Source organism: Labrys sp. E2SS-1L (genome assembly GCF_057073705.1).
The window spans coordinates 563,832-589,135 of record NZ_CP172713.1 but is presented as its reverse complement, the minus strand read 5'-3'; the positions used below and the strand labels follow the sequence as shown (position 1 = coordinate 589,135).

General features: G+C 64.0%; 22 protein-coding genes. 2 read left to right on the top strand and 20 right to left on the bottom strand.

Going from position 1 to position 25,304, the window contains the following annotated elements:
• Positions 1 to 24: 24 nt before the first annotated feature.
• From ACIGJE_RS28415 to ACIGJE_RS28365, 11 genes are all read right to left on the bottom strand, one after another.
• A complete protein-coding gene (locus ACIGJE_RS28415) occupies positions 25 to 1,149 on the bottom strand; it encodes a mandelate racemase/muconate lactonizing enzyme family protein (protein ID WP_415086204.1) in 1,125 nt (374 codons plus the stop codon).
• A 51-nt stretch (positions 1,150 to 1,200) separates the two neighbouring features.
• Complete coding sequence (locus ACIGJE_RS28410; protein ID WP_415086206.1) at positions 1,201 to 2,142, bottom strand: alpha/beta hydrolase; 942 nt, start codon at positions 2,140 to 2,142, stop codon at positions 1,201 to 1,203.
• 171 nt (positions 2,143 to 2,313) lie between these two features.
• Positions 2,314 to 3,210 carry a glycine betaine ABC transporter substrate-binding protein gene (locus ACIGJE_RS28405; protein ID WP_311944482.1) on the bottom strand — a complete coding sequence of 299 codons (897 nt, stop codon included), beginning with the start codon at positions 3,208 to 3,210 and terminating at the stop codon, positions 2,314 to 2,316.
• A 91-nt stretch (positions 3,211 to 3,301) separates the two neighbouring features.
• Complete coding sequence (locus ACIGJE_RS28400; RefSeq protein WP_311944481.1) at positions 3,302 to 4,207, bottom strand: glycine betaine ABC transporter substrate-binding protein; 906 nt, start codon at positions 4,205 to 4,207, stop codon at positions 3,302 to 3,304.
• Positions 4,208 to 4,239: 32 nt separating this feature from the next.
• Positions 4,240 to 5,001 carry an ABC transporter permease gene (locus tag ACIGJE_RS28395; RefSeq protein ID WP_311944480.1) on the bottom strand — a complete coding sequence of 254 codons (762 nt, stop codon included), beginning with the start codon at positions 4,999 to 5,001 and terminating at the stop codon, positions 4,240 to 4,242.
• Positions 4,998 to 6,116 (bottom strand): ABC transporter ATP-binding protein, encoded by a 1,119-nt coding sequence (locus ACIGJE_RS28390; RefSeq protein WP_415086209.1) that lies wholly within the window; start codon positions 6,114 to 6,116, stop codon positions 4,998 to 5,000. The genes ACIGJE_RS28395 and ACIGJE_RS28390 overlap by 4 nt, the downstream gene beginning before the upstream one ends.
• Positions 6,113 to 6,775, bottom strand: a complete 663-nt coding sequence (locus ACIGJE_RS28385; RefSeq protein ID WP_311944565.1) for an ABC transporter permease — start codon at positions 6,773 to 6,775, stop codon at positions 6,113 to 6,115. Before ACIGJE_RS28385 ends, ACIGJE_RS28390 begins: the two co-directional genes overlap by 4 nt.
• A 59-nt stretch (positions 6,776 to 6,834) precedes the next feature.
• Positions 6,835 to 7,515: an isochorismatase family protein gene (locus ACIGJE_RS28380; protein ID WP_415086211.1), complete on the bottom strand. Its 681-nt coding sequence runs from the start codon at positions 7,513 to 7,515 to the stop codon at positions 6,835 to 6,837.
• The gene (locus ACIGJE_RS28375; RefSeq protein ID WP_415086213.1) at positions 7,516 to 8,820 is read right to left on the bottom strand and encodes a M24 family metallopeptidase; all 1,305 of its coding nucleotides are present in this window, start codon (positions 8,818 to 8,820) and stop codon (positions 7,516 to 7,518) included. It lies immediately after the preceding gene.
• A 109-nt stretch (positions 8,821 to 8,929) separates the two neighbouring features.
• On the bottom strand, positions 8,930 to 9,931 hold the full coding sequence (locus ACIGJE_RS28370) for a GlxA family transcriptional regulator (protein WP_415086215.1): 1,002 nt from the start codon (positions 9,929 to 9,931) through the stop codon (positions 8,930 to 8,932).
• Positions 9,932 to 9,944: 13 nt separating this feature from the next.
• A complete protein-coding gene (locus ACIGJE_RS28365; RefSeq protein ID WP_415086217.1) occupies positions 9,945 to 11,480 on the bottom strand; it encodes a trimethylamine methyltransferase family protein in 1,536 nt (511 codons plus the stop codon).
• 179 nt (positions 11,481 to 11,659) lie between these two features.
• Between ACIGJE_RS28365 and ACIGJE_RS28360 the strand changes: the two genes are divergently transcribed.
• Entirely contained in the window at positions 11,660 to 12,547 is an 888-nt protein-coding gene (locus ACIGJE_RS28360) for a LysR substrate-binding domain-containing protein (RefSeq protein ID WP_483681058.1), read from the top strand.
• 251 nt (positions 12,548 to 12,798) lie between these two features.
• Positions 12,799 to 15,219 (top strand): GcvT family protein, encoded by a 2,421-nt coding sequence (locus ACIGJE_RS28355; RefSeq protein ID WP_483681056.1) that lies wholly within the window; start codon positions 12,799 to 12,801, stop codon positions 15,217 to 15,219.
• A gap of 41 nt (positions 15,220 to 15,260) precedes the next feature.
• On the opposite strand, the gene ACIGJE_RS28350 is transcribed toward ACIGJE_RS28355, so the two are convergent.
• From ACIGJE_RS28350 to ACIGJE_RS28310, 9 genes are all read right to left on the bottom strand, one after another.
• Complete coding sequence (locus ACIGJE_RS28350) at positions 15,261 to 16,067, bottom strand: family 1 encapsulin nanocompartment shell protein (RefSeq protein ID WP_483681054.1); 807 nt, start codon at positions 16,065 to 16,067, stop codon at positions 15,261 to 15,263.
• The gene (locus tag ACIGJE_RS28345) at positions 16,060 to 17,127 is read right to left on the bottom strand and encodes a Dyp-type peroxidase (protein WP_483681052.1); all 1,068 of its coding nucleotides are present in this window, start codon (positions 17,125 to 17,127) and stop codon (positions 16,060 to 16,062) included. The genes ACIGJE_RS28350 and ACIGJE_RS28345 overlap by 8 nt, the downstream gene beginning before the upstream one ends.
• Positions 17,128 to 17,156: 29 nt before the next feature.
• Complete coding sequence (locus ACIGJE_RS28340; protein WP_394315154.1) at positions 17,157 to 17,414, bottom strand: DUF2171 domain-containing protein; 258 nt, start codon at positions 17,412 to 17,414, stop codon at positions 17,157 to 17,159.
• A gap of 64 nt (positions 17,415 to 17,478) precedes the next feature.
• The gene (gene clpB / locus ACIGJE_RS28335) at positions 17,479 to 20,091 is read right to left on the bottom strand and encodes an ATP-dependent chaperone ClpB (RefSeq protein WP_483681050.1); all 2,613 of its coding nucleotides are present in this window, start codon (positions 20,089 to 20,091) and stop codon (positions 17,479 to 17,481) included.
• A 317-nt stretch (positions 20,092 to 20,408) separates the two neighbouring features.
• Entirely contained in the window at positions 20,409 to 22,433 is a 2,025-nt protein-coding gene (locus ACIGJE_RS28330; RefSeq protein WP_415086827.1) for a sensor histidine kinase, read from the bottom strand.
• Positions 22,426 to 23,820: a sigma-54-dependent transcriptional regulator gene (locus ACIGJE_RS28325; RefSeq protein ID WP_483681048.1), complete on the bottom strand. Its 1,395-nt coding sequence runs from the start codon at positions 23,818 to 23,820 to the stop codon at positions 22,426 to 22,428. The genes ACIGJE_RS28330 and ACIGJE_RS28325 overlap by 8 nt, the downstream gene beginning before the upstream one ends.
• 44 nt (positions 23,821 to 23,864) lie before the next feature.
• Positions 23,865 to 24,086, bottom strand: a complete 222-nt coding sequence (locus tag ACIGJE_RS28320) for a hypothetical protein (protein ID WP_311944331.1) — start codon at positions 24,084 to 24,086, stop codon at positions 23,865 to 23,867.
• 22 nt (positions 24,087 to 24,108) lie between these two features.
• On the bottom strand, positions 24,109 to 24,381 hold the full coding sequence (locus ACIGJE_RS28315) for a chaperone modulator CbpM (RefSeq protein WP_376717785.1): 273 nt from the start codon (positions 24,379 to 24,381) through the stop codon (positions 24,109 to 24,111).
• Positions 24,382 to 24,383: 2 nt separating this feature from the next.
• Positions 24,384 to 25,286 (bottom strand): DnaJ C-terminal domain-containing protein, encoded by a 903-nt coding sequence (locus ACIGJE_RS28310; protein WP_394315158.1) that lies wholly within the window; start codon positions 25,284 to 25,286, stop codon positions 24,384 to 24,386.
• Between the last annotated feature and the right edge of the window lie 18 nt (positions 25,287 to 25,304).

Here is a 25,304-nt window from a genome sequence, read left to right as displayed (position 1 = left end):
CCATCGGCGAGCGACCTGCCAGCTTCACGCCGCCTGCGCAAATCGCCTCTCGCCGTCCCCGATCAGATCCCCGTCGAGCTCGAAGCCGAGGCCCGGCCCTTGGAGGGCCTCGATCCGGCCCTGCTTCGGGTCGAGATCAGGCGAGGCCACGATATCCTTTTGCACCAGCTGCCACATGATCTGATTGCCATCATCGAGATTGGGGATGGCAAGTGCGATGTGGTGCTCGGCACAGGTGGTGATGCCGGTAGTGAACGAACTATGGATGCAGATCTTCAGCCCCGCCGCCTCGGCGACAGCCGCCGCCTTCAGCATGGGCTGGATGCCGCCGATTTCGCGCGGCCCGATGCAGATCATGTCGGCAGCGCGCTGGCGGCAGATCTCGTGGACGTCGTAGAGCGTGAAGGCCGCCTGGTCGGCGACGATCGGGATGCCGACGGATTCCCGCACCTGCGCCATGGCCGGGATGCTCCAGCTCACCGTCGGCTGCTCGATGAACTCGATCTCGAATTTCTCCAGCTTGCGGCACATGTTGATCGCCTCGTGCACGCCCCAGCCTTCATTGGCATCGAGCCGCAGGCGCGCATCGCCGATTTCGCGGCGCACCGCCGCGGTGATTTCGAGGTCGAGCTTCTCGCCCCGGCCAACCTTCAGGTAAAAGACGCGCTCCCCACGCGCCCGGCCCTCAGCAGCGTCACGTGCCAGTTCTTCGGCGGTCTCCCCCTGCAGGAAGTAGAAATAGCCGACGGCCGGGCGATGGGCCCCGCCAAGGAGACGATGGACCGGCAGGCCGGCAAGCTTGCCCTGCAGGTCCCACATCGCCATGTCTACGCCCGAGAACATCTGGTTGGCCGCACGCATGATATTGGCGCCATGGCCGAGATATTCCTGGTGGAAGATGCGTGCGATCAGCGGCGCGACGTCATAGGGGGACTGGCCGACCAGATGGCCCGTCAGGCGCCTGAGGATCGCCGCCGTCCCGGCCTGGTCCGGTGCCACGGTGCATTCGCCGATGCCGACCATGCCATTGTCGGCCTCGATCTCGATCAGATTGACGGCGAAATTCTCCCTGATGCCATAGGACCAGTGGTAGGGCTGCTTGAGAGGCAGCACCAGCGGCCTGACGCGCACCTGCGAGATCTTGACCATATTGCTCGTTCCTTCCTGATATCGATGCGGGTGGCGCTGCCGGCGCCTTGCCTAGGCCCGTTTCCCGGCCGCCAGTGTCGTGAGGGCCTGGGTGATGCGTTCCATCGCCGCCCTGGCCCGCGATGACATCCCGCGGGCCCTCAGAAAACTGTGCGGCAGGCCCTCCTCCTCGTGCCAGGAAGCAGGCACGCCCTCGACGCGCAGCCGGCCGCAATAGACCTCGCCATCGGAAGAAAGCGGGTCGCATTGAGCCGTGACGACGACGGTCGGCGGCAGATGACGGAAGCTCGAGCTCGCGAGTGGCGTGAAGCGCGGATCCTTGCTGCAATCAATGCCGCCGCTGCGCACGTCGCGATAATAGAGGACGTCGCGGGTCGTCAGCAGGGGCGCTTCGGCATGGGTCAGATAGGAACCTTTGTCGATATCGGCTCCCAAGAGGGGATAGATCAGCGCCTGCCCGATCGGTCCCCGCCCCTCTCTGCCCACATGATCTGCCAGGCAGGCGGCGAGATTGCCGCCGGCTGAATCGCCCGCCAGCACCACCGGACGTTCGAGGCCGGCCGTTACCCAGTCATAGGCGGCGATGGCATCTTCCAGCGCTGCCGTTCCCCCATGTTCGGGCGCCAGGCGATAGTCGACCGAGACGACCGCCAGTCCTGTTGCCGCGCAGAACTCTGCACAGACGTCGTCATGGCTGTCGAGGCCGCCCAGCACGAAGCCGCCGCCGTGGAAATAGAGGATCGTCGCGCGATCATTGCCACGTTCTGTCGAATAGATCCGGATCGGGATGACATGGCTCGGTGTCTCCACAGCCGTGGTCTCGACGGCTATGCCGGGGGGACGACCGGCATGAAAGGCCCGGGCCATCCGATCATAGACCTCCCGGTTGCGTTCGATCGGCCAGTCGACCGCCTCAGGCGGATAGAAGGCATTCGTCCGGTTGATGAAGCCCCAGGTTTCGGCGTCTATCAGTCGAGTGTAGTCCGGCGTCATTATCGGGTACCGCAGGCAGGCATGAGGTGAGGTCTCGTCGGCAGTTCGCTCGTCATTGCAAGCGCAGCGAAGCAATCCAGAGGTTACCAACACTGCGTCCGAAGCCCTGGATTAGTTCGCTGCGCTCGCAATGACGGTAATTCATCGTGCAAGTCCAGGTGCCCACCAAAATCAAAGCAATCCTGTCTGTTTGAGATAGGCCTTGGCGACATCCTCGATCGCTTTCTTGTGGACGTCGACCTCGCCGTTCAGCGTCTGCATGGTGGCATCGTCCAGCTTGGCCGACAGCGCTTCGAGCGTGGCTTTCAGGTCCGGATGGGCATCGAGCGTGGCCTGGCGGACGACCGGGACGAGTGCGTAGTTCGGGAAGAAGCCCTTGTCGTCCTTGAGCAGGGTCAGCTTCATGGCAGCGATGCGCCCATCGGTGGCGCCCACCGTGGCCACGTCGATGTCGCCGCTGGCGAGGGCATTATAGACGAGCCCGATCTCCATCGGCCGCAGATTGGAACGGCCGGCCTTGAAGCCGTATTTCTTCTCCAGGCCGATCAGGCCGTCCTCGCGCTTGGGAAACTCGGCCGTGGCCCCGAGCAGGACCGGCTTGCCGTCCTTGTAGGCGGCAGCGAGGTCGGAAAAGGTCTTGAGACCGTCCGTCTTGGCGTTGCCCGGCCGGATCGCCAATGCATAGGTGTTGTTGGCCTTGGAGGGGGCGAGCCAGACCAGCCCCTTGGCGCCATCCAGTTCCTTGACCTTGGCATAAGTCTGCTCGGGCGAGAGCGGCTCCGTCACCTTGTTGAAGGTCACCAGCGAGGTGCCCGTATATTCCCAGTAGAGGTCGACCTGTCCGTTCTCCAGGGCGGCACGCACGATATTGGTGCCCATGCCGTCCTTCTTGTTGATCGTATAGCCCTTGCTCTCCAGGAGCTGCTTGGTCATCTCGGCCAGCAGGAACTGTTCGGTGAAGTCCTTGCCGCCGACCGTGAGCGTGGCTGCAAAGGCCGTCGTCGACACCACGAAGGAGGCTGCGACGCACAAGGCGGCGATCGCGCGCTTCGGCAGAATGCTGATCATGGTCTGTCCTCCTGCCGGCCGCCCTCGGACGGCACTGGCGCGAAAATTTGGGAAGAATGGGGCCAGCCCTGTCAGGGCCGGCCCATCGGGCTCACTTCAGGCCGTTCTGCTTGAGGAAATCGGCCGCGACGACTTCGACCGTCTTCTTGTCGACGTCGACCTCGCCGTTCAGCTTCTGCATAGTGGCGTCGTCGAGCTTGGCCGAGAGCGCCTCGAGGGTCGGCTTCAGGTCGGGATGGGCGTCGAGCACGGTCTTGCGCACCACAGGCGTGAGGGCATAGTTGGGAAAGAAACCCTTGTCGTCGGCGAGCACGCGCAGCCCCAGCGCCGCGATCTGGCCGTCGGTCGCCTGGGCAGAGATGACGTCGAGATCCTTGTTGGCCAAAGCCCTGTAGGCAAGGCCAAGGTCCATCGGCTTGACGTTGGCCCGGCCGGCCTCGAAATCATAGGTCTTCTGGAGGCCGAGCAATCCGTCCTGGCGCTTGGGAAATTCGGCCGTGGTGCCCATCATCAGCGCCGTTCCGGCCTTGTAGGCAGCGGCCATGTCGGAGACTGTCTTCAGCCCGTCGGTCTTCGGGTTGTCCTTGCGCACCACCATGGCATAGGTGTTGTTGGCCTTGGAAGGCGCCAGCCAGACCAGCCCCTTCTCGCCATCGAGCTGCTTGACCCGATCATAGGTCGCCTGCGGCGAGAGCTTGTCGGTCACCTTGTTGAAGGTGACGAGGGAGGTGCCGGTATATTCCCAGTAAAGATCGACCTCGCCGTTCTCCAGGGCAGCGCGGACGATCTTGGTGCCCATGCCGTTCTTCTTGTCGATCGTATAGCCCTTGGCGGTCAGAAGCTGCGTCGTCATCTCGGCGATGATCTGCTGCTCGGTGAAATCCTTGCCGCCGACCGTCAGATTGGCCGCCAGGGCCACGCCCCCGGCAGCCACCAGCACGACGGCTGAAAACACGCCCGAACACACGCTCCTGCCCAGTTTCTTCAGCATTGTCATCGTCTTTTCCCTCTGTTGCTTGTTGCCGCTGTTCAGCGCAGCGGATTGATGCCTCGCGGGACGAGGTAATATTGCAGCCGGCCGACCAAGAAATCGGTGAGCACGGCCAGGATCGCGGTGGGAATGGCGCCGGCGAGCATCATCGGCAGCTCGTCGAGGGCGATGCCGGTGAAGATCAGTTCGCCCAGGCTCCCCGCCCCGATCAGGAAGGCGAGCGGGGCCGAGCCCACGCAGATCGCCAGCGCGGTGCGGATGCCACCGAAGATGACGAACAATGCATTGGGCAGTTCCACCCGCCACAGGGTCTGCAGCGGCGTCATGCCCATGCCGCGCGCGGCCTCCAGGAGATGGGGCGGGACTGCCCTGAGCCCCGCATAGGTGTTGCGTACGATCGGCAGCAAGGTCGCTGCCCACAGCCCGAACACGGATGGCAGGGTGCCGATGCCGAGCCAGGTCATCGACAAGGCGAGGATGGCGAGCGTCGGGATGGTGCTGCCCAGATTGAAGACCTGCATCACGAATTCGGAAAAGCGCCGAAGGGCCGGCCGCGACAGCAGGATGCCCACGGGAACGGCGGTGAGGATGGCAAGCCCACCCGCCCAGGCCACCAGCTCGATATGCTGCACGCTCAGATAGGTGATGTCGTCCCAATAGGCGAGGATCTCGCCCGCCATACCGCTGAGCCACAGCCACACGCAGATGGCGAGCAGCACCGCCCACATCGCGAGCGGTACCAAGAGGTGTGAACGCCCTCTGCCCGGACTGGTCGCGATGGCTGCCGCAGGCCCGCTCATCCCGCTTCTCCGGCATGGCTGAGGCTGGCGACGATCGAGCGATAAGTCAGGACGCCCCTGAGCTGCCCGGCCTCGTCAACGCAGGGCAGCACCGGCATGTCCTGGGCGAACATCGAGGCCACCGCATTGCGCAGGTCCGAATGGAGCGCGGCCGTGGTCTCGACCGGGCGCGCATGGTCACCGACAGTCCCGGTCGCAGTCCTGGCGCGGTCGAGCGCGAGCAGGCCTTCGGGTTTGCCGTCCGCCGCAACCACGATGATGGCGTGCTGGCCCGAAGCCTGCATCTTATCGAGCGCGAGCGCGATCGGATCCTCGGGCCGCACCGCATCGAACTCCGCGGCCATCGCCTCTCCCGCCGTGACGAGCCGCAGGCGCTTGAGGGCCCGGTCGGAACCGAGGAAATTCTCGATGAAGGCATTGGCCGGCCTGGCCAGCAATGCGTCGGGGCTGGCATATTGCTCCAGGCGCCCGCTGCGGAAGATGGCGATCTTGTCGGCCATCTTCACCGCCTCGTCGAGATCGTGCGAGACGAAGATGATGGTCTTGCGGATCGCCTGCTGCATCTTCAGGAACTCGTCCTGGATCACCTCGCGATTGATCGGGTCGATCGCGCCGAAGGGCTCGTCCATCAACATCACCGGCGGATCGGCGGCGAGCGCGCGCAGCACGCCGACGCGCTGCTGCTGGCCGCCGGACAGTTCACGCGGATAGCGGCTGAGGAAGAGGTCGGGCTGCATGCCCACCAGTTCGAGCAGTTCGCCCGCCCGGGCACGCGATTTCCTGCGGTCCCAGCCGAGGAGATCGGGCACCACGCAGATGTTCTCGCAGATGGTCTTGTTGGGGAACAGGCCGATCTGCTGGATGACGTAGCCGATCGAGCGGCGGAGCTGGATCGGGTCGGTGGCGCTGGTATCCTTGCCGTCGATATAGACCTTGCCGCCGGTGGGCTGGATCAGGCGGTTGATCATCTTCATGGTCGTCGTCTTGCCGCAGCCCGACGGTCCCAGCAGCACGCAGATCTCCCCCGCCGGCAGGTCCAGATTGATGTCGTCGACGGCGACGAAAGGCTTGCCCGCGGTTTCGAAGGTCTTTGTCAGATGTTCGAGACGGATCATCGGCTCGCTCCGCCCTTGATGCCCTTGGAAGTCAGCAGCCACTGCACCAGAGCAAGGAGCAGGTCTGCGGCGATCGCCAGGAGGGACACGGCCAAGGCTCCTGTGATCAGTTGCCGGGGATCGGATTGACTGATGCCGCGCGAGATGAAGGTGCCGAGCCCGCCCGCGCCGATATAGGCGGCAATGGCGGTCACCCCGATATTCATCACCACGGCGGTACGCACCCCTGCCATGATCACCGGCACGGCCAGGGGAATCTCGACCTGGCGCAGCCTCTGAACCGTACTCATGCCCATGCCTGTCGCCGCCTCGCGCAAGGCCGGATCGACATTGGCGATGGCGGTATAGGTGTTGCGGATGATCGGAAGCTGCGAATAGAGGATCACCGCAATCACCGCCGGCACATAGCCGATGCCGTGGCCGAGGGGCGAAAGCAGCGGGATCATCAGCCCGAACAGCGCAATGGACGGTACGGTGATCATGATCGAGGCGAGGTAGAGCACGGCGTCGGCGGCGGTTTTGGACTGGGTGATCGCAATGCCGATCGGCACCGCCGTGGCGATGGCGATGCCAACCGCCACGAAGACGATGGAAATGTGCTCGAGTGCCCTGGCACCGATCACATGGAGATTGTCGGAGATGAAAGTCAGGATTTCCATCATGCCGTTGTGCCGCAATCCTCGTTTTGTTGCCGCCGTTCGTAGCTGCAAATCACTCCTCAAAGTTCCGCGTAGAGACCGGAGGCGTTCTCGTAGGTAAAGCGCAGGGGTACCGAGCCCTTGACCTGCCAGGCCTCGACTGGCTCGCCCGCCATCAGATGGCAAGCTTCGTCGGTCGACACCACCGCGCCGCCATAGAGCCGGTTTGCCAGGTTGAGGATGGCTGTCTGGTGCATGGCCGTGCTGGCCGTGCCGCAGGCATCCTTGACCAGGAGCACGTGGAAGCCGAGGGCCACCGCATCCTTGACCGTCGCATCGACGCAGGCCTCGGTCCACACCCCCGCGATGGCCAGCCATTCGATGCCCTTACGCCGCAATTCTTCCGCCGGCGAGGCAGCGCCGAACAGGCTCGGCTCCGATTTGAAGATGACCGCTTCCCCTGGCGCCGGCGCCACTTCGGTGCAGATGGCGATGCGCGGATCGTCCTTGTCGCTGAAGGCCGAGCGCCCGTCGGGCTGCAATGGATGGAACGGGCGGCCAGGTGCAGCCGGATCCACGACATAGGCGGCGTGATAGAGCGGCACGCCATACCGGCGAGCCGCATCCTGCAGGCGGCGCGCCTGCGCCAGGACGCCGGCATAGCCTTCGACCAGATAGCGCGGGTCGGCCCGATGCTCCTCCTGGAGATCGATGAAGATGGCGGCCATCCGGTTGCGGTCGATATGCAGCGTCCGTTTCACTTAGATCTGCCCTTCCAGGAATTCGTCTTCATAGGGAAAGCGTGACAGGAGTTCCGTCCCGGTTTCGGTGATCAGGACTTCGTCCTCGAGCTTGACGCCCTCGCGCCCGCCCTTCTCGCCGATATAGCTTTCCACCGAGACGACCATGCCGGGCACAAGGTGCCCGTCGCGGCCATAGGTCTCGTAGTCCATCGAATGGGCGATGAAGGGCGTTTCCCCATGCATGCCGACGCCATGCATCACCGAGGTGTAGCGCTGGTCGACGAAGCGCTCCGGGATCTTCCAGGCCTTCTCGGCGATCTCGCGGAAGGCCATGCCCGGCTTCACGATGCCGATATTGTGCTGCACCTGGTCGTAGGACATGCGGTACAGCATCTTCTGATAGGTCGTCGGTTTGCCCGGACCGCAGCGGAAGGTGCGGGAGAAATCAGAGTAATAGCCGTAGCAGCCGATGGTGTCGGTATCGAGGGCCACCAGTTCACCCGGGCGGATCTTGCGTCCGCTCGCCTCGTTGAACCAGGGATTGGTGCGCTGACCCGAACTCAGCAGACGCGTTTCGATGAATTCGCCGCCCTGCCGGATCACCTCGTGATACATGATGGCGAAGAGGTCGTTTTCCGAAACGCCGGGCTTGATCGCCTCCCGCACCGCGGCGACGGCGGCTTCGGCGCCGGCCATCGAAACCTGAAGGCATTTGACCTCCTCCGGTGTCTTGACGGCACGCACCGCCAGGATCTCGCCCTGGCAATCCCTGACGTCGCAGCCGCGCTTTTGCAGCGCCAGCGCCTGCAGATGGCTGCAGCGATCGAGGCCGAGCTTCATCGACCCGCCGCCATGAGTCTTGAGGAATTCGGTGATCTCGTCGGCGAAGGGGCCGGCCGTCTCGTCGTCCCGGCCCGACACCGACGACCAGACGAGCTTGGAAGGCCGTGCCTCGTCGACCGTGTCGAGCACCATCGAGACATGGTAGCTCTGCGGATATTCGAACAGGACGATCGGTCCCTCGGTGGGGATGAAGAAATAGCGCGTGGAATTGCGCAGGAAATAGCCGAACATGTTGCGCGAGCCGGTGGCGTAGCGCTGGTTGTAGGGGTCGAACAGCACGACCGCGCCATACCCCGCCTCGGCCATCCATCGGCGCAGCCGGGCAAGGCGCCCCTTGCGCAGGGCATCGGCATCGATGAAGGAAGGCTCGGTGTCGGAAAGCCACATGCCGCCGGCCGGATCCGCGGCCGCCGGATGGCGCATGCGATCCTTGAAGTCGACATCTTCGACGCGATCCGGATCAAAAACCACAATGCTCATGAACGTTCTCCTGTCCATGAACAGTGACCAACCCGCGCGCGCATTGTTTGCGCGCTTTCCGCGAAAACTATGCGCAATTCCGCTGGACGGTCTTTTGTGACCCTTCTCGTCATATCCGGGGCGCCTCCCCGGAGATCGACTTGCGCTGGCGCACGCCCCGGGGCGCATAGCCGAAGCTGTCGCGGAAGGCCCGGGAAAAATTGGCCGCGTTGTTGAAGCCGCAGGCCAGCGCCACCTCGCCGACCCGCAGGCTCGAATGGGTGAGCAGGTCGGCCGCCCGCCTCAGCCGCAGGCTGCGGTAGTAATGGTTCGGCGTGACGCCGAGCTCGGTGCGAAAGGAGCGCTCGAGCTTGTCGGCCGATACGCCGAGGCGCCGCGCCAGCGCATCCATCCGCAGGAGGTCCTCGACGCAATCCTCCATGATCGCCACCGCGGCCAGCACGAGCTCGTCGCCTATCCCAGTCCTGAGGCGCAGGGGCATCAGCCGCCGGTCCACGCTCGACCGCAGCGGGCTGTGCACGAACCATTCGGCAACGCCGGAAGACAGCTCGCTGCCATGGTCGCGGCCGATCATGTCCAGCATCATGTCGAGGCTGCCCACCCCGCCCGCCGCCGTGAAGCGCCGCCGGTCGATGACATAGAGGTCTCGCTGCATGTCGAGGCCCGGAAAAGCCTCATGAAAAGCCGGCTGGCTGGTCCAATGCAGGGTGCAGGCATGGCCGTCGAGCAGCCCGGCACGGGCCAGCAGGAAAGCCGCGTCGGCGACCGATCCGAGATCGGCGCCGGCCCGGAGGTTGCGGCGGATCCAGGCCATGGCATCCTCGGCAACCAGGTGATCGGCATCGCCGCCCGAGCACACCACGATGCGATCGACGGACGGTGCGTTCCGAACGCCGAAATCGGGCTTGATGTCGATGCCATTGGAGGCCCGCACCTTGGCGCCGTCTGGCCCGACCGTGATCCAGGAATAGCAGCGCCTGCCCGACAGCGTGTTGGCGGCGCGCAGCGGCTCGATCACCGAACTGAATGCCATCAGGGGAAAACCCGGGAACATCAGCACGGCAAAGCGGATAGCCTCGCCCGCCTGCCTTTCGCTCGGCCTGGTCTCCATGGCATCGATCCCTTCAGGGTTCCCCGGCGCCGATCTCCGTGCGCCGGCGCGTGATATAGGCCTCGAGCTCCTCGCGAACGGCCTCGTCCAAAGTGGGCTCCTGATATTCCCGCAAGGCGTGCTGCCAGAGGCCCGTCGCCCGGTCGAGTGCGTCATGGGCGCCCGCCTCCTGCCAGCTGCCGTAGTTCTGCCAGTTGGAGAGCATCGGCTGATAGAAGGCGGTTTCGTAGCGCGACATCGTGTGTTCGCTGCCGAAGAAATGCCCGCCGGCCGGCACGGCCTTGATCGCCTCGAAGCCCAGATCGTCCTCCTCGAACGGCATGGGCCGCAGGAACTCCATCATGTTCTGGAGGATCTCGACGTCGAGGACGAGCTTTTCATAGGACGCCGTGAGGCCCCCCTCCAGCCAGCCGGCAGCATGATAGATCAGGTTGGCCCCACCCAGGACGGCGCCCCAGGTCGCCATCTCCGTCTCATAGGCGGCCTGAAGATCAACAGCATTGGAGGCGTTGGCATTGGAAGTGCGGTAGGGCAGGCCATAGCGCCGCGCGAGCTGGCCGGCGATGATGTTGGCCTTGGTGTTCTCGGGCGTGCCGAAGGCCGGCGCACCCGAACGCATGTCGACATTGGAGGTGAAGGCCCCGTACATCACCGGCGTGCCCGGATTGACGAGCTGCGTCAGCACCACGCCGAACAGGGCCTCGGCGTTCTGCTGGCACAGGGCAGCCGCCAGGGTCACCGGCGTCATCGCGCCCATCAGCGTGAAGGGGGTGACCGTTACCGGCTGGCCATGCTCGGCCATGGCCATCAGGCCGTCCGCCATGGCGTCGTCGAAGAGACGCGGCGAGTTGACGGAGATGATGGTGATGACGCCGGGCGAAGCGCGCATCTCCTCCAGCGTGATGCCCCGCGCGATTGCCATCATGGCGATGGCGTCCATGGCCCGGCCACGCCCGATGGCGCTGCAGTGGAAGCTCAGATCGCTGAGAGAGAGGTTGGCCTTGTAGGTGTCGAGATGGCGCGAATTGGCCGGCAGTTCGATCGGCGCGCAGACCTGGTTGCCCAGGATATGGATGGCGTTGAAATAATGCGCCAGGCGGGTGAAGTTCTCATAGTCGGCTAGATTGCCTGCTCGCCTGCCATTGATGCGGTCATGCACGTTGGGCGGCCCGGCTACCAGGCCGAAGACCAGCGCATTGCCGCCGATCTCGAGCTGCTTGTCGGGATTGCGGCCGGTCAGGGTAAAGCGGCGCGGAGCGGTGCGGAGCGCCTCCTTCACCAGCGTCTCGTCGATACGGATGGTCTGGCTTTCGCGATCGACGATCGCGCCGGCCTTTTCGAACAGATCCATCGCCCGTGTGCTCATCACCCGGATGCCGAGCTCGGAGAGGATGCGCATCGAACTGCGATGCAGCACCTCCATGCGCTCTTCATCCAGCATCTGCATGGGTGAATAGGGATTCGACACGCGCTGCCAGGGCAGCTGGGGAATGCCCCCGCCCCGCATGCTTCTCGATCGGCGCCCCCCGCTACGCCTGTCCTGTGTCATACCCGCTACGCCCACCCTGTTTTATTCATCCGACAACTCGGCATGATAGGTGCGGCGGGACGAGCCTTTCACGCGATTAGTTTGGCGGCATTGCCCAAAAAAAATGATGTCATGGCGAAAAACGGCATTGAACCGGCCAAGGCAGTCGGACTAGCTTCCGGCAAACATCAAGAGCTGCCATGAAGCCCCCTCCTCCGCTCAACTACATCCGCTCCTTCGAATGCTCGGCTCGCCATCTGAGCTTTACCGAGGCGGCCAAGGAACTGGGCTATACCCAGGCCGCTATCAGCACCCATGTGCGGGCGCTCGAACATTATATCGGCCGGCAATTGTTCGTGCGCTATCCACGCAGCCTGAAGCTGACGGAGATGGGCGAGGCCTTCCTGCCGACGCTCAGGCAGGCGCTCGACCAGATCGACCACGCCACCGAGGCCATCCTTGCCTCCGTCAGGAACCGGACGGTGGTGATTTCCTGCCCGGCGACGCTGGCCACCAACTGGCTCACCGGCTGCATCGCCGCCTTCCATGCCCGGCATCCCGACATCGAGGTGGTGCTGCATGGCACGATCTGGGAGGACCCCAGCGAGCCGGCCGCCGATCTCACCATCGCCGCCAGGCGTTTCGACAACAAGCCGCCGGCCGCGATGGCTCTGTGGGACGAGAGTCTCGCTCTGCTCTGCGCCCCGCAATTCCTGTCAGGGCCGAATGCGATCCGCTCCCCCGCCGATATCCTCCGGCAAGGCTGGATCTTCGTGCACAGCCGGCAGGAATATTGGCAATGCATGGGCGCGGCCCTCGGCATCGAGACGTCCGAGCATGAGAAATATCTCAGCACCAATTCCTCCAACATCGCCCTGGAACTGGCGACGGCAGGCGCGGGCTGCGTCGCCGTGCAGCTTTCGCTGGCCCGCCCCTTCCTGAAGAGAGGGCTCCTGGCCGAACCCTTCGCCGTGCGCCCGCCCAGCCCCTGGGGCTATTATCTTTCCGACAATGCCTCATCCAAGGGCAGCGTGGTGAAGATCGTGAAGGAATGGATCCTGGCCCGCGCCAAGGCCGACATGGCCTGAGATGATCCTGCAATAGACTTCCCCGAGCTGATCCTAGGTCTGACAGGTTCGGCAACAAGCGAAGATCGCGAGGCCAATGACCTCGTTTTATTTGGTCATTCTTCGCCGAACCCGGTGTTTTTGCCCGGAAGGCCGCCTACCGGCCCTGCCCACCGCTGCCTAGACTTGGGCGGTCAGGCGATCACCCTGCCGCGGATCTTCCAAGGGCAGCCGGTCTTCGCCGCATGAGTGTTCATCGGGAAGTTCGTTCCATGCGTAGCCATGCCCAGGCCGTCGTCATCGGCGGCGGTTTGATCGGTTGTTCGATCCTCTATCACCTCGCCAAGCTCGGCTGGACCGACATCGTCCTGCTGGAGCGGGACGAACTCACCTCGGGATCGACCTGGCATGCGGCCGCCAACATTCACGGCCTGCACGATTCCACCAATATCAGCCGGCTGCAGCACTACACCATGGCGCTCTACAAGGAGCTCGAGGCCGAGACCGGCCAGGGCTGCGGCATCTTCCAGCCCGGTTCGCTCTATCTGGCCCAGACCGTCGAGCGTGAGCACCAGCTGCGGCTGCAGGAAGCCAAGGCGCGCCGCTATGGCATGAACTTCTACGAGGTCTCGCGCAATGAGGCCGAAAAACTGCATCCGCTCGTGGATTTCTCGGGCATACGCTGCATCATGTTCGAGCCCGAAGGCGGCAATGTCGACCCATCCGGGGTGACGGCCGCCTATGCCGCCGGGGCTCGCCAGCGCGGCGCCGAGATCCACCGCTTCACGCCGGTGACGGGCACCGAGGCCCAGCTCGACGGCAGCTGGATCGTGTGCACGCCGAAGGGCGATATCCGCACCCAATGGGTCGTCAACGCCGCCGGCCTGTGGGCCCGCGAGGTGGCCGCCATGGCAGGGCTGAGCCTGCCGCTGATGCCGACCGAGCACCAGTATTTCGTCACCCAGACCATCCCCGAGATCGCCGCGCTCGATCGACGCCTGCCCTCGGTCGCCGATCGCGACGGCGAATATTATCTGCGCCAGGAAGGCTTGGGCTTGCTGGTCGGCGCCTATGAGCGCGACATGCGGTTCTGGGCCGAGGATGAGACACCCGCCAATTTCGGCCATGAGCTGTTTCCCGACGACCTCAGCCGCATCGAGGACAATATGATGCGGGCGATCGAACGCGTGCCGGTGCTCGGCTCGACCGGCATCCGGCGCGTGATCAACGGCCCGATGATCTGGTCGCCCGACAGCGCCGTGCTGTTCGGCCCCGTGCCGGAAATGAAGAACTATTTCTGCTGCAACGGCATCATCCCGGGCTTCTCCCAGTCGGGCGGCATGGGCAAGCTCGCGGCCGAATGGATGATCGAAGGCGAACCCTCCCTCGACATGTTCGCCTGGGACCTCGCGCGCTTCGGCACCTGGGCCGACAAGGCCTTCACCAAGGCCCGGGTGCGCGACCAATACGGCCATCGCTTCAAGATCCACTTTCCCAATGAGGAGCGCAGCGCCGGCCGGCCGGTGCGCACGCGCCCCGCCTATGCGATGCAGCAGGGCATGGGCGCGGTTTTCGGCCTGAATTTCGGCTGGGAGCATCCGCTCTGGTTCGCCGCCGAGGGCGAGCCCCGGGAGGAGACCGCCGGTTTCACGCGCCAGAACTGGTGGGAGCCGGTGGGACGGGAAGTGCGCATGCTGCGCGAGCATGCGGGCATCATCGACATCTCCAATTTCGCCAAATACGAAGTCACCGGTCCGGGTGCTCAGACGTGGCTCGACGCTTTGTTCGCCAATCGCATGCCGGACCGGACCGGCCAGATCCGTCTCACCCCCCTGATCGGCCGGCGAGGCGGCGTTGCCGGCGACTTCACGGTCGCCAAGCTCGCCGATGATTCCTACATGGTCTTCGGTTCCGGCATGGCGGAACGCTATCACCAGCGCTTCTTCAATGCGGTGCCGCTGCCGGAGGGAACGCTGTTCCGCTCGATGACGCAGGCCCTGTGCGGGTTCAGCGTCGCCGGCCCCAAGGCGCGGGCACTCCTGCAGGGCCTGACCTTCGAAGACCTTTCCAACGGCTCCTTCCCCTTCATGCAGGCACGCCATCTCAATCTAGCCGGCATCGAGGTGGTGGCCCTGCGGGTTTCCTTCACGGGTGACCTCGGCTGGGAGCTTCACTGCCGGACCGGTGACCAGGAAGCGCTCTATCGCGCTTTGCTCGCGGCCGGAAAGGAACTCGGCGCCGGCCCTGTCGGTGCGAGGGCGATGACGTCTCTGCGTATCGAGAAGGGCTATGGCAGCTGGGGCCGGGAATACTCACCCGAATATTGGCCCCAGGAATCCGGTCTCGCCCGCCTGATCAAGCTGGACAAGGGCGAGTTCCTCAATCGCGATGCCTATGCGGCCATCGCCGGCAACCCGGCGCGCGATCGGCTCGTCACGCTGGCCATCGAGACCGAGGATGCCGACGCCACCGGCGGCGAGCCCGTCTTCCTGCCGGACGGCACCCCGCTCGGACAGGTTTCCTCCGGCAGCTATGGCTATTGGGTCGGCCAGTCATTGGCCCTTGCCTATGTCAAGGCCGATCTGGCCCAGCCCGGCGATGTCGTGACGGTGGGCATATTGGGCACCTCGCGCAAGGCGCGCATCCTCGCCGAGCCTGCCTTCGACCCAGGGGGCGAGCGCTTGAGAAGCTGAAGCCCCGTCCGGCATGGAGCGCGCCTTCTGCCGGCGCCATGCTATTTCTTGGCGTGCAGGAGGGCGACGGCGGCTTCGGCCGTGAGCAGGCGGAAGGTCAGGCTTTCCTGGAAATAGAGCTGCACCGCCGTTGCCGAATGGCTGGCATAGCCGATGGAGATGTCCTGGCCCACGCAGAGTTCGAAATCCCCGCCCCGTGTCGTCAGCACCAGCCCGCCCTCGATCGCCGGGGCCCAGATCACCGGCCCGTCCACCAGGCGCTCGACATGGTGGAACACCGGATAGCCGTCATCGCTGCCCCCGGCCGCCGCCGTATAGGCATCGCCCCCCAGCACCAGCGCATAGGGGCCCTCCACACCCGCCAGCCGCAACTGGCTCACCGCCTGCGCCACCAAATCCGGATAGGCCTTCACCTGGGCCGGAAGCGTCAGCGCCGGGTTGCTGAGACCCGGGCGGATGCCTTCGATCCCGGCCGCGGCAAAGCCGTCGAACACCGCCCGATCCTCGGCAAAGGCCAGCTTGCGCGCCGCCTCCTTCAGCGGCGACCAGTCCGAGTCGAGCGCCCCCCGCTCCACATCGTCGATCGCCGAGCGGGCGAGTTCGAAGCCGACTCGCAGCTCGACCAGCGCCTGCACCTCCCGCTGCACCGCCTCGATGCCCTCGCCAGACCCGGCAAGCGGGCGCACATGCCCGGTTCCCACCGCCGAGGCCGCCAGGCCCTGCGGGCCCTCCAGGTCGACCACACGCCGCGCCGCCAGATGACGCTTGAGGGTGCGCGCCGCCTCTTCCTCGATCTGCCCCCACGCAGCCTCGGAGATCGGTGCCAGCTCCCGATGGAGATTATTCATGGTCTGCCTTCCTCTTGAGCGATCCAATGCCGAGCGAACCATCGCCGCCGGACGGGCGTGAACCGGGACTTGCCGCCGCCTCGGGCTCCGGCGGGGCCGCCTCGCCCGCTACCGGCGCGCCGGCCGCCACATCGTCCAGGAACGTCGCCGAGGGCACGAAGAACAGCGAACCCGTCACCGCCCGGCTGAAATCCAGCAGCCGGTCGTAATTGCCCGGCGGGCGCCCGACGAACATGTTCTCCAGCATCTGCTCGATCCGGCGGGGCGAACGCGCATAGCCGATGAAATAGGTGCCGAACTCGCCCTTGCCCGCATCCCCGAACGGCATGTTGTCGCGCAGGATCTCCACCGCCTCGCCATTCTCCTCGATCGAGGTCAGGACATTGTGGGCATAGGGCGCCTTGAGCGCATCCTCCTGCTCGATGTCCGACAGCTTGGCACGCCCGATGATCTTCTCCTGCATCTCCACCGGCAGCCGGTTCCAGCCCGCCAGGTCATGCAGGTATTTCTGCACGATCACATAGCTGCCGCCGGCAAAGGCCGCATCCTCCTCGCCGATCAGGGCGGCATCCACCGCCGCCTGCTCGACCGGGTTCTCGGTGCCGTCGACAAAGCCGATCAGGTCGCGGTCGTCGAAATATTTGAAGCCGTGCACCTCGTCCACATTGGCCGCCGCCTCCCCGATCCGCGCCATGATCTGCGCCGCCAGTTCGAAGCAAAGATCCATGCGCCGGGCGCGGATGTGAAACAGGATGTCCCCCGGCGTCGACACCGCATGATGCACACCGTGGATCTCGCGGAAAGGGTGCAGCTCCTTCGGCCGGGGCGCCCCGAATAGACGGTCCCACATCTGAGAGCCCAGGCCCATCACGCAGGACAGCCGCCCCTCCAGGTCCCGGAACCCCACCGCCCGCAACAGACCCGACAGATCCGCGCACAACGCCCGGATCGTCCCCTCCGCCTCCGCGCCAGGCTGGACCGTCACCACCAGAAATATCGCACTGCCCGTCAGGGAGGCTACGACAGGCTGCGAAACGATAGAGGGCAAACTCGACTCCATACGGCTATCCATCCGGCGGCTGATGGGCTTCAGCCCAAATCGACGGGACGCCCGGACTGCTCTTCTTCGAGGGTCACGGCAATGTCGGCATTGGCGGACAACCTGACTTTCTCGCCTTCGACCCCAGCCACGAAACCGAGCTCGATATAGTGGTGGTGTCCTCGATGCGCTCCGAAGCTGTCGCTCAATTTGAGCTCGATACGATCGCCCACGACGCGATCCACCGTCCCGACATGCACGCCATCGGCTCCGATCACGTCCATATTTGGCTTGATCTGGTCTTTCATCACACCTTCTCCTTTGTTGGTCTCATACGCAATACAGCTATCGATCGGATGACATTGGGGAGCTTCAGGCCGCCTCGAACTCATCCTCGTCCACGATTTCCGGAGTCTTGCCATTGAAGGTGAGGCTCTTCTTGCCGGCGGAGATCTTCACCTTCATATCGTCGCCGACCTCACCCGCCAGGATCATCTCGGCAAGCGGATCCTGGACGTAGCGCTGGATCGCCCGCTTCAGCGGTCGGGCGCCATAGGCAGGGTCCCATCCCTTGTCAGCCAGCCAGTTCCGCCCCTTGGCATCGAGCAGCAGATCGATCTTGCGATCATCCAGGAGCTTGCGCAGGCGGGCAAACTGAATCTCGACGATCCGTCCCATTTCGCTCTTCTGCAGGCGGTGGAACAGGATGATGGCATCGACCCGGTTGAGAAACTCGGGACGGAAATGCGCCCGCACCATCGCCATCACCTGTTCACGCACGGCGCTCGTTTTCTCGCCTTCGGCCTGGTTCACCAGAAACTCCGCGCCGATGTTCGAGGTCATGATGATCAGGGTGTTGCGGAAATCGACGGTGCGGCCCTGCCCGTCGGTCAGCCGCCCATCATCCAGCACCTGCAGGAGGACGTTGAAGACATCGGGATGGGCCTTCTCGATCTCGTCGAACAGCACGACCTGGTAGGGCCGGCGCCGCACGGCTTCGGTCAGCGCGCCGCCCTCGTCATAGCCGACATAGCCCGGAGGCGCCCCAATGAGGCGGCTCACCGAATGCTTCTCCATATATTCGGACATGTCGATGCGGATCATCGCGGTTTCGTCGTCGAACAGAAACTCCGCGAGCGCCTTGGCGAGTTCGGTCTTGCCGACACCGGTCGGCCCCAGGAACATGAAGCTCCCGATGGGGCGGTTGGGATCCTGCAGTCCGGCCCTCGCGCGCCGGACGGCCGTCGAGACGGCCCGCACGGCCTGCGCCTGCCCGACGACACGCTTGCCCAGCATCTCTTCCATATGGAGCAGCTTGTCCTTCTCGCCCTCCAGCATCTTGTCGACGGGCACGCCCGTCCAGCGCGAGACCACCTGCGCGATGTCGTCGGCCGTCACGGTTTCGCTGATCGACGAATTCTCGCTGGCCTCGACGGTGGCCAGCTTCTTCTCCAACTCCGGAATCCGGCCATAGGTGAGTTCGCCCGCCCGCTGGAACTCGCCCTTGCGCTGGGCATTGGCAAGTTCCGTGCGCAATTGTTCCAGCTCGCTCTTCATCTTCTGCGCGTCGGAGAGCTTGCTCTTTTCGGCCTGCCATTGCGAGGTCAGGTCGGCCGACTTCTTTTCGAGCTCGACAAGGTCCTTGTCGAGCGTCTGCAGCCGGCTCCTGGAGCCGGCATCCGTCTCCTTCTTGAGCGCTTCCTGCTCGATCTTCAGACGAACGATCTCGCGATCGAGCGAGTCCAGCTCTTCCGGCTTGGAATCCACCTGCATCTTCAAGCGGGCCGAAGCCTCGTCGATGAGATCGATGGCCTTGTCCGGCAGGAAGCGATCGGTGATGTAGCGGTTCGACAGCGTGGCTGCCGCGACCAAAGCCGAGTCGGCGATCCTTACGCCATGATGAAGCTCGTATTTTTCCTTCAGGCCCCGCAGAATCGAAATCGTGTCCTCGACCGTCGGCTCGGAAACGAAAACGGGCTGGAAGCGCCGTGCCAGCGCGGCGTCCTTCTCCACATGCTTGCGATATTCGTCGAGCGTGGTCGCACCCACGCAATGCAGCTCGCCGCGCGCCAGAGCCGGCTTGAGCAGGTTGGAGGCATCCATGGCACCATCGGTCTTGCCGGCCCCGATCAAGGTATGCATCTCGTCGATGAACAGGATGATGCCGCCCTCGGCGCTCGTCACCTCCTGCAGCACCGCCTTGAGCCGCTCCTCGAACTCCCCGCGATATTTCGCGCCGGCAATCAGGGCGCCGAGGTCGAGCGCAAGCAGCTTCTTGTCCTGCAGGCTCTCGGGCACATCGCCATTGACGATGCGCAGCGCCAGGCCTTCGACGATCGCCGTCTTGCCGACCCCCGGTTCGCCGATCAGGACCGGGTTGTTCTTGGTGCGCCGCGACAGCACCTGGATGGTGCGGCGGATTTCCTCGTCGCGGCCGATCACAGGGTCGAGCTTGCCGTCCCGTGCTGCCCTGGTCAGGTCGCGGGCATATTTCTTCAGGGCGTCATAGGCATTCTCGGCCGACGCGCTGTCGGCGGTACGGCCCTTGCGCAGTGCGTCCACGGCCGCGCTGAGGTTGCGGGGGTCCACACCGCCCTCGACGAGCAGTTTGCCCGCCTCGCCGCTCTTGTCCGCGACAAGCGCCTGCAACAAGCGTTCAACCGTCACGAAACTGTCGCCGGCCTTTTCCGCCGTGCTCTGCGCGGCAGCAAGGAGGCGCGCCGTCTCAGGGGCCAGATGGACCTGCCCGGACCCCGTACCGGAGACCTTCGGCAATTTTGCCAGAGCGTCTTCGGTCGCCTGCAGGATCGCGCGCGAATTGCCGCCAGCTCGGTCGATCAGTCCCGAAACGAGGCCTTCCTTGTCGTCAAGCAGGACTTTCAGCACGTGAAGAGGGGTCAGTTGCGGATTGCCCTCACGCGAAGCGAGGAATTGCGCCGACTGGATGAAGCCACTGGCGCGATCAGTATATTTATCAACGTTCATCGAGCCATCCTTCAAGGCAGAGACAACTGGTCGAAACGAGAGCGGTGGAAACCGACACACCTGTTGTTCGACGGGGCGCGAGCATGAAGGCCGCAGGCCCCCCGATATCGTAGCGCGGCGTCCTCCCCATGACCTCGATCCTCCACGATCCGTTCGCATGCCCCTCGGCGCGCCGGCACGGCTGCCCAGCCATAGGAGCAACAGGCGTGCCAATTTGAAAAGAAAGCGAAATCAATCAGATAGAACTTCGCGTCCACCGGCGACGGACACTATGTCGAAGAGGCCACGGACAAAATGTCCGCATCATCGAGGCGGCATCAACCGGCTTCCGGCAGCCAGACGAGGAATGTCGTGCCCCTGCCCGGCTCGCTCGATACGGAAATCCTACCACCCTGCCGCGTCACCAGCATCTGGCTGATCGAGAGGCCAAGTCCGGTGCCCTCGCGCGTCTTGGTGGTAAAGAACGGGTCGAACACCCTTTCGATCACCTCCGCCGAAATACCGGCGCCGGTGTCCGCAACCTCGATGGCCACCCCCGCCCAGCCATCCATGTCGCTGTCATGGTTGCGTAGGAGAAGGCGCCCGCCATGCGGCATGGCATGAATAGCGTTCACGAGCAGGTTGACCAGGACCTGCTGCAATTCGGTGCGGTTCATCGCGATCAGGCGGGACGCGCGATCCTCCCGCTCCAGGGTGATCGTCGTCTTCCTGATGAGATGCTGAACGAGCGGCAGTGTGTCGGAAACGATGGCGGCGACGGCATAATGCTCGGTATAGCCGGCATATTCCTGGGGCTTGGCAAATTGCAGCAGCTTGGTGATGATTTCGCTGATGCGCGCCATCTGCTGGTCGATGAGGCGGAACTCCACCTTGGCCTTTTCAGCTTCGGCGCCCATCAGCTCGCGGATCACCTCGAGATTGCCCTGCATCACGGCGATCGGATTGTTGATTTCATGGGCAATGCCCGCGCTGATCTCCCCGATCGCCGCAAGCTTCTCCGACATCACGAGCTGCTTGGTGGTGTTTTCCAGCTGCATGGTGGCCTGGTGCAGTTGGTGGGCACGTTCCTCGACACGGCGATTGAGCTCGTCGTTCCAGTGACGCAGCCGTGCATCGCGTTGCTGGAGCAAATCGAGGAGATGATCGAGGTGAAAAGCCACCTCGCCGATCTCGTCCTTCGTCTTCACATGACCGGTTCGCGCGGACAGGTCGCCGGCTTCAACACGCGAGATCGCGCCCGTCATCCGCTCCAAAGGCCTGAAAATATTGGTTGCCCAGATCAGGAACAGGGGAACCGTTGCCGCCACCGCCAGCAGGAACGCCCCGGCAAGCGTCAGCAAGGTCTCATATTTGGCCTGTGTGAACGGTTTTTGCAGAAAACCCACATAGAGCATGCCGACCCGCCGGCCATAGCTGTCGATGATGGGCTCATAGGCAGAGATGAACCAGTCGCTGACGACGAAGGCGCTGTCGCGCCATGTCCGCCCCTGGTCGAGCACGGCATTGCGCACGACTTCCGAAACACGGGTTCCGATTGCACGCTGTCCTTCGAACAAACGCACATTGGTGCTGATGCGAATATCTCCCAGGAACAGCGTGGCCGTGCCCTGGCTCCCCTCGGGCAGGCCGGCCTCATGGTAGATCAGGTCGTTGATCGTATCGACGAAGGCAAGATTCTGGTTGAGCAGCGTGCCGCCGACCAGGGCTGCCCGCCGACCATCCGGCAATGTCAAGGCCGTGGCCGAGTGGAGCACCAGGCCGCGGCTTTCCTGGGAGGGCGTGACGGCGGTACTGCCGAGGGTGGGCACGATCTCGATACGCGCTCGTGCGGCGAGATCGGGGGAGAAGGCACCAAGCTCTTCGGCTTCGAAAACATCGACGGCCGTCTTCGAGTGCCCTTCGAGGGCCGAACGGATGATCGGCCAGCTCGAACGCACGGAGGACGATGCCGTGGCATAGGCGCTCGCGAGTATCCGGCCATTGTCGTCGACGATGTAGAGAAAATCAAACTGGCGCGCCTGTGCGATCTCCTTGAGAAGCGAAGTAAACGCCGCGTTCGGATAACCGTTTTGCTGAAGCAGGTTCTGGAAACGCGCCGATTCACTCACCGACGCCAGCCGGGAATCCGTGTTTTCGAGAATACGGGCCATATACTGATGGGCAATCGTCAAGTCGTCATTGACCTTGGAGATTGCCATGGCATCGAACCGGGCATTCCAGCGATAGAGGCTGATGCCCAGCAGCAATGGCAGGATCACGAGCATGGGCACGAGCGCGATCGCAAGCAGGCGATAGCGTACCGATCTTCTTTTTCGGGCTCTCGGGGCTTGGTCCCTAGACATTCCAGCTGACGCATTTGCGATCGATGGTCTTGCGCGAGATGCCGAGGCGGCGGGCAGCCTCCTCGCGATCGCCCCTGACTTCACGCAGGACCGACAGGATGTGGCGCCGTTCCACCTCGGCCAGGCTCTGGCCGCCCCTGTCGTCATCGCCGTCACTGGCAATGCGTTCGATATCCTCAGGAAAACCGCCGAGGATCACCGTTCGTTCGATCAGGTTGCGAAGTTCCCGGATGTTTCCCGGCCAGTCATAGCGTGCCAGCGCAGCGCGTACCCTGTCGTCGATGGCGACGGGAGGCATGCCGAGCTGCTGGGCGAATTCGCGCATGAACAAGGCCGCGAGTTCCTGTACGTCATCGCCGCGATCCTTCAGCGGCGGCAGATGGATCTGCACGACATTGATACGGAAGAAGAGATCGGCGCGAAAACTGCCGGCCTCGACGCGCTTGGGAAGATCGGCATTGGTGGCAAAGATGAAGCGGGCGTCGAAAGGAACCTCGCGTTCCGAACCGACCGGCCTGACACGTCGATCTTCCAGGACGCGCAGCAGCTTGGTCTGCAGCGAAAAGGGCAGGTCGCCAATTTCATCGAGGAACACCGTGCCGCCCTGGGCATGCATGAAAAGCCCCTCCCGCGCCCTGCCCGCACCGGTGAAGGCCCCTTTCAGATGGCCGAACAATTCGCTTTCGATCATGTCCGCCGGGATGGCACCGCAATTGATGGGCACGAAAAGCTTGTCTGAACGACCGGAAAGCGAGTGAAGCGAGCGCGCCGCGACTTCCTTTCCGGTTCCCGACTTGCCGGTCAACAGGACCGAGGTCGGCAAGGGCGCAACGCGTGCGATGGTCTGCCGCACATTCTGGATCGCCCTGGAGTCACCGAGCAGCTTGTTGCGCAGGAAGATCTGATGGCCTGGCGATTTCAGCTCATGGTGCAAGACGTCGTTCTCGCGCTGCAACCTGATCCGGTCGAGGCAGCGAGCAACCGCGTTGAGAAGCTGGTTGGAGCGGAATGGCTTGAGCACGAAATCGACGGCGCCGGCCCGCAAGGCACCGATCGCGGTGTCCAGATCGGCATAAGCCGTCATCAGGATGACATCGGCAAAGAAGCCGACGGCTCGCTGTTCGGCAAGCCAATCCAGGCCGTTCTGTCCCGGCATGATATTGTCGAGAATGACCACGTCGAAATGCTGCTGGTCGAGTTTCTGGGACGCCTGTTTGGTGTCCGCGGCTTCGGCGATCAGCCTGCAGCGCGGCCCCAGGATCTTGACCAGGAAATTGCGCATGCCCGGTTCGTCGTCGACGACCAGGATCGAAGCCTGGGCCAGCCACGGCCCGAATTGTGGATCCGCGGCAGGGCCGGCAGTATCGTGAGCGGGATCCTCGGACATCAATACTCCTTCCCAACCGCACCCTGGCCAGACATGAGGAACCGTCAGCCCCCCAGAAATGCGGGCGCCAAACTCTCTTCCACCATCTCCCGGGCGGCCTGGGGCGTCTGCTGGCTGCCGTCAATGTCGAGGCGGGTCGCTGCCTCGAACAGCAAGGCGCGTACATCGTCGGCGGAAAGAAGGCCCTTGGCCAGGAGCTTGCGCACCAGGGCCTGCAGGATGAGGACATCGATCCCCGGTTCGGACGCCATTGGGCTTTCGTTCATGCCACTCTCCCCCTGCCTCTAGCTAGGAACGCTCCTGCAGATCTCCACGCAGCTGCGCCAGGGCCTGGCGCAGCCCATGGAGCTGATCCATCAGATGCAGGATAACGTCGATACCCTCGTCATTGGCCCCGATATCGTTCTTCAAATCCTGGATCAGGCGCGCGCGTGCAATGTCGATCTCGGTGAATTGCACCCCCGCCTGCGTCTGCCGGGGAATGAGCCAGCGCTGCTCGAGCCAGAGTTCGAGCGTCTGCACCTGGATGCCGGAACTCGCCAGAAATTGCTGCTTGTTCATGCTCATGATGCTCTATCCTCGCGGGGATTGAAGTCCTTGCCCTTCCAGTTCGAAACAAAGGCTTCGAGTTCCGGATCGGGCCCTTTGGGAAGGACGATCTTGAGCCTGACGAACTGGTCGCCCTGTCCTCCCCCCCGACGCGGCGCCCCCTTGCCCTTGAGACGCAGGGTCGTGCCGGTGTTCGCCCCTTTCGGCACGGACATCGTTACATCGCCGCTCGGGGTGGGAACACGCACCCGCCCCCCGAGCACGGCCTCCGACAGCGAAATCGGCAATTCCAGCGTGATGTCGTCGCCCTCGCGCGTGAAGCGCCTATCCGGCAGGACTTCCACCTCGATCAAGGCATCGCCGGGACCGCCCGTACCGGCGCCCGGCGCGCCCTTGCCCTTCAGGCGCAGGGTCTGTCCATCGACCAGGCCGGGCGGAATCTTCACATCGAGCGTGCCGCCATCCGGCAGGGTCAGGCGCTTGTTCGCTCCCATGACCGACTCGACGAACTCGATCGGCAGCCGATAGTGCAGATCCTGGCCGCGCCGGTTGGCACGCGCCCGCTGGCCGCGCCTCAGCAGCTCGGCAAACGCGTCCTCCCCGTCCATGAAGTCGGCAAAACCGGAGGCATCGGCATAGGGATGGTCGTGATCGGCGCCCGCATATTCGCGGTAGAAATGCTGGGGCGGGCGTTCCGCACCGCTCGCGTCGATCTCGCCATTGTCGAAGCGCTTGCGCTTGTCGGCGTCGCTGAGCAGGTCGTAGGCGCCCGCGACTTCCTTGAACTTCTCCTCGGCGCTCTTGTCGCCGGGATTGAGATCCGGATGCAGTTTCTTCGCAAGCTTGCGATAGGCGCTCTGGATTTCGGCCGACGATGCCGTTGGGGCAACACCCAGAACCTCGTAAGGATTTCTCACAACTTACTCCGATAGCAT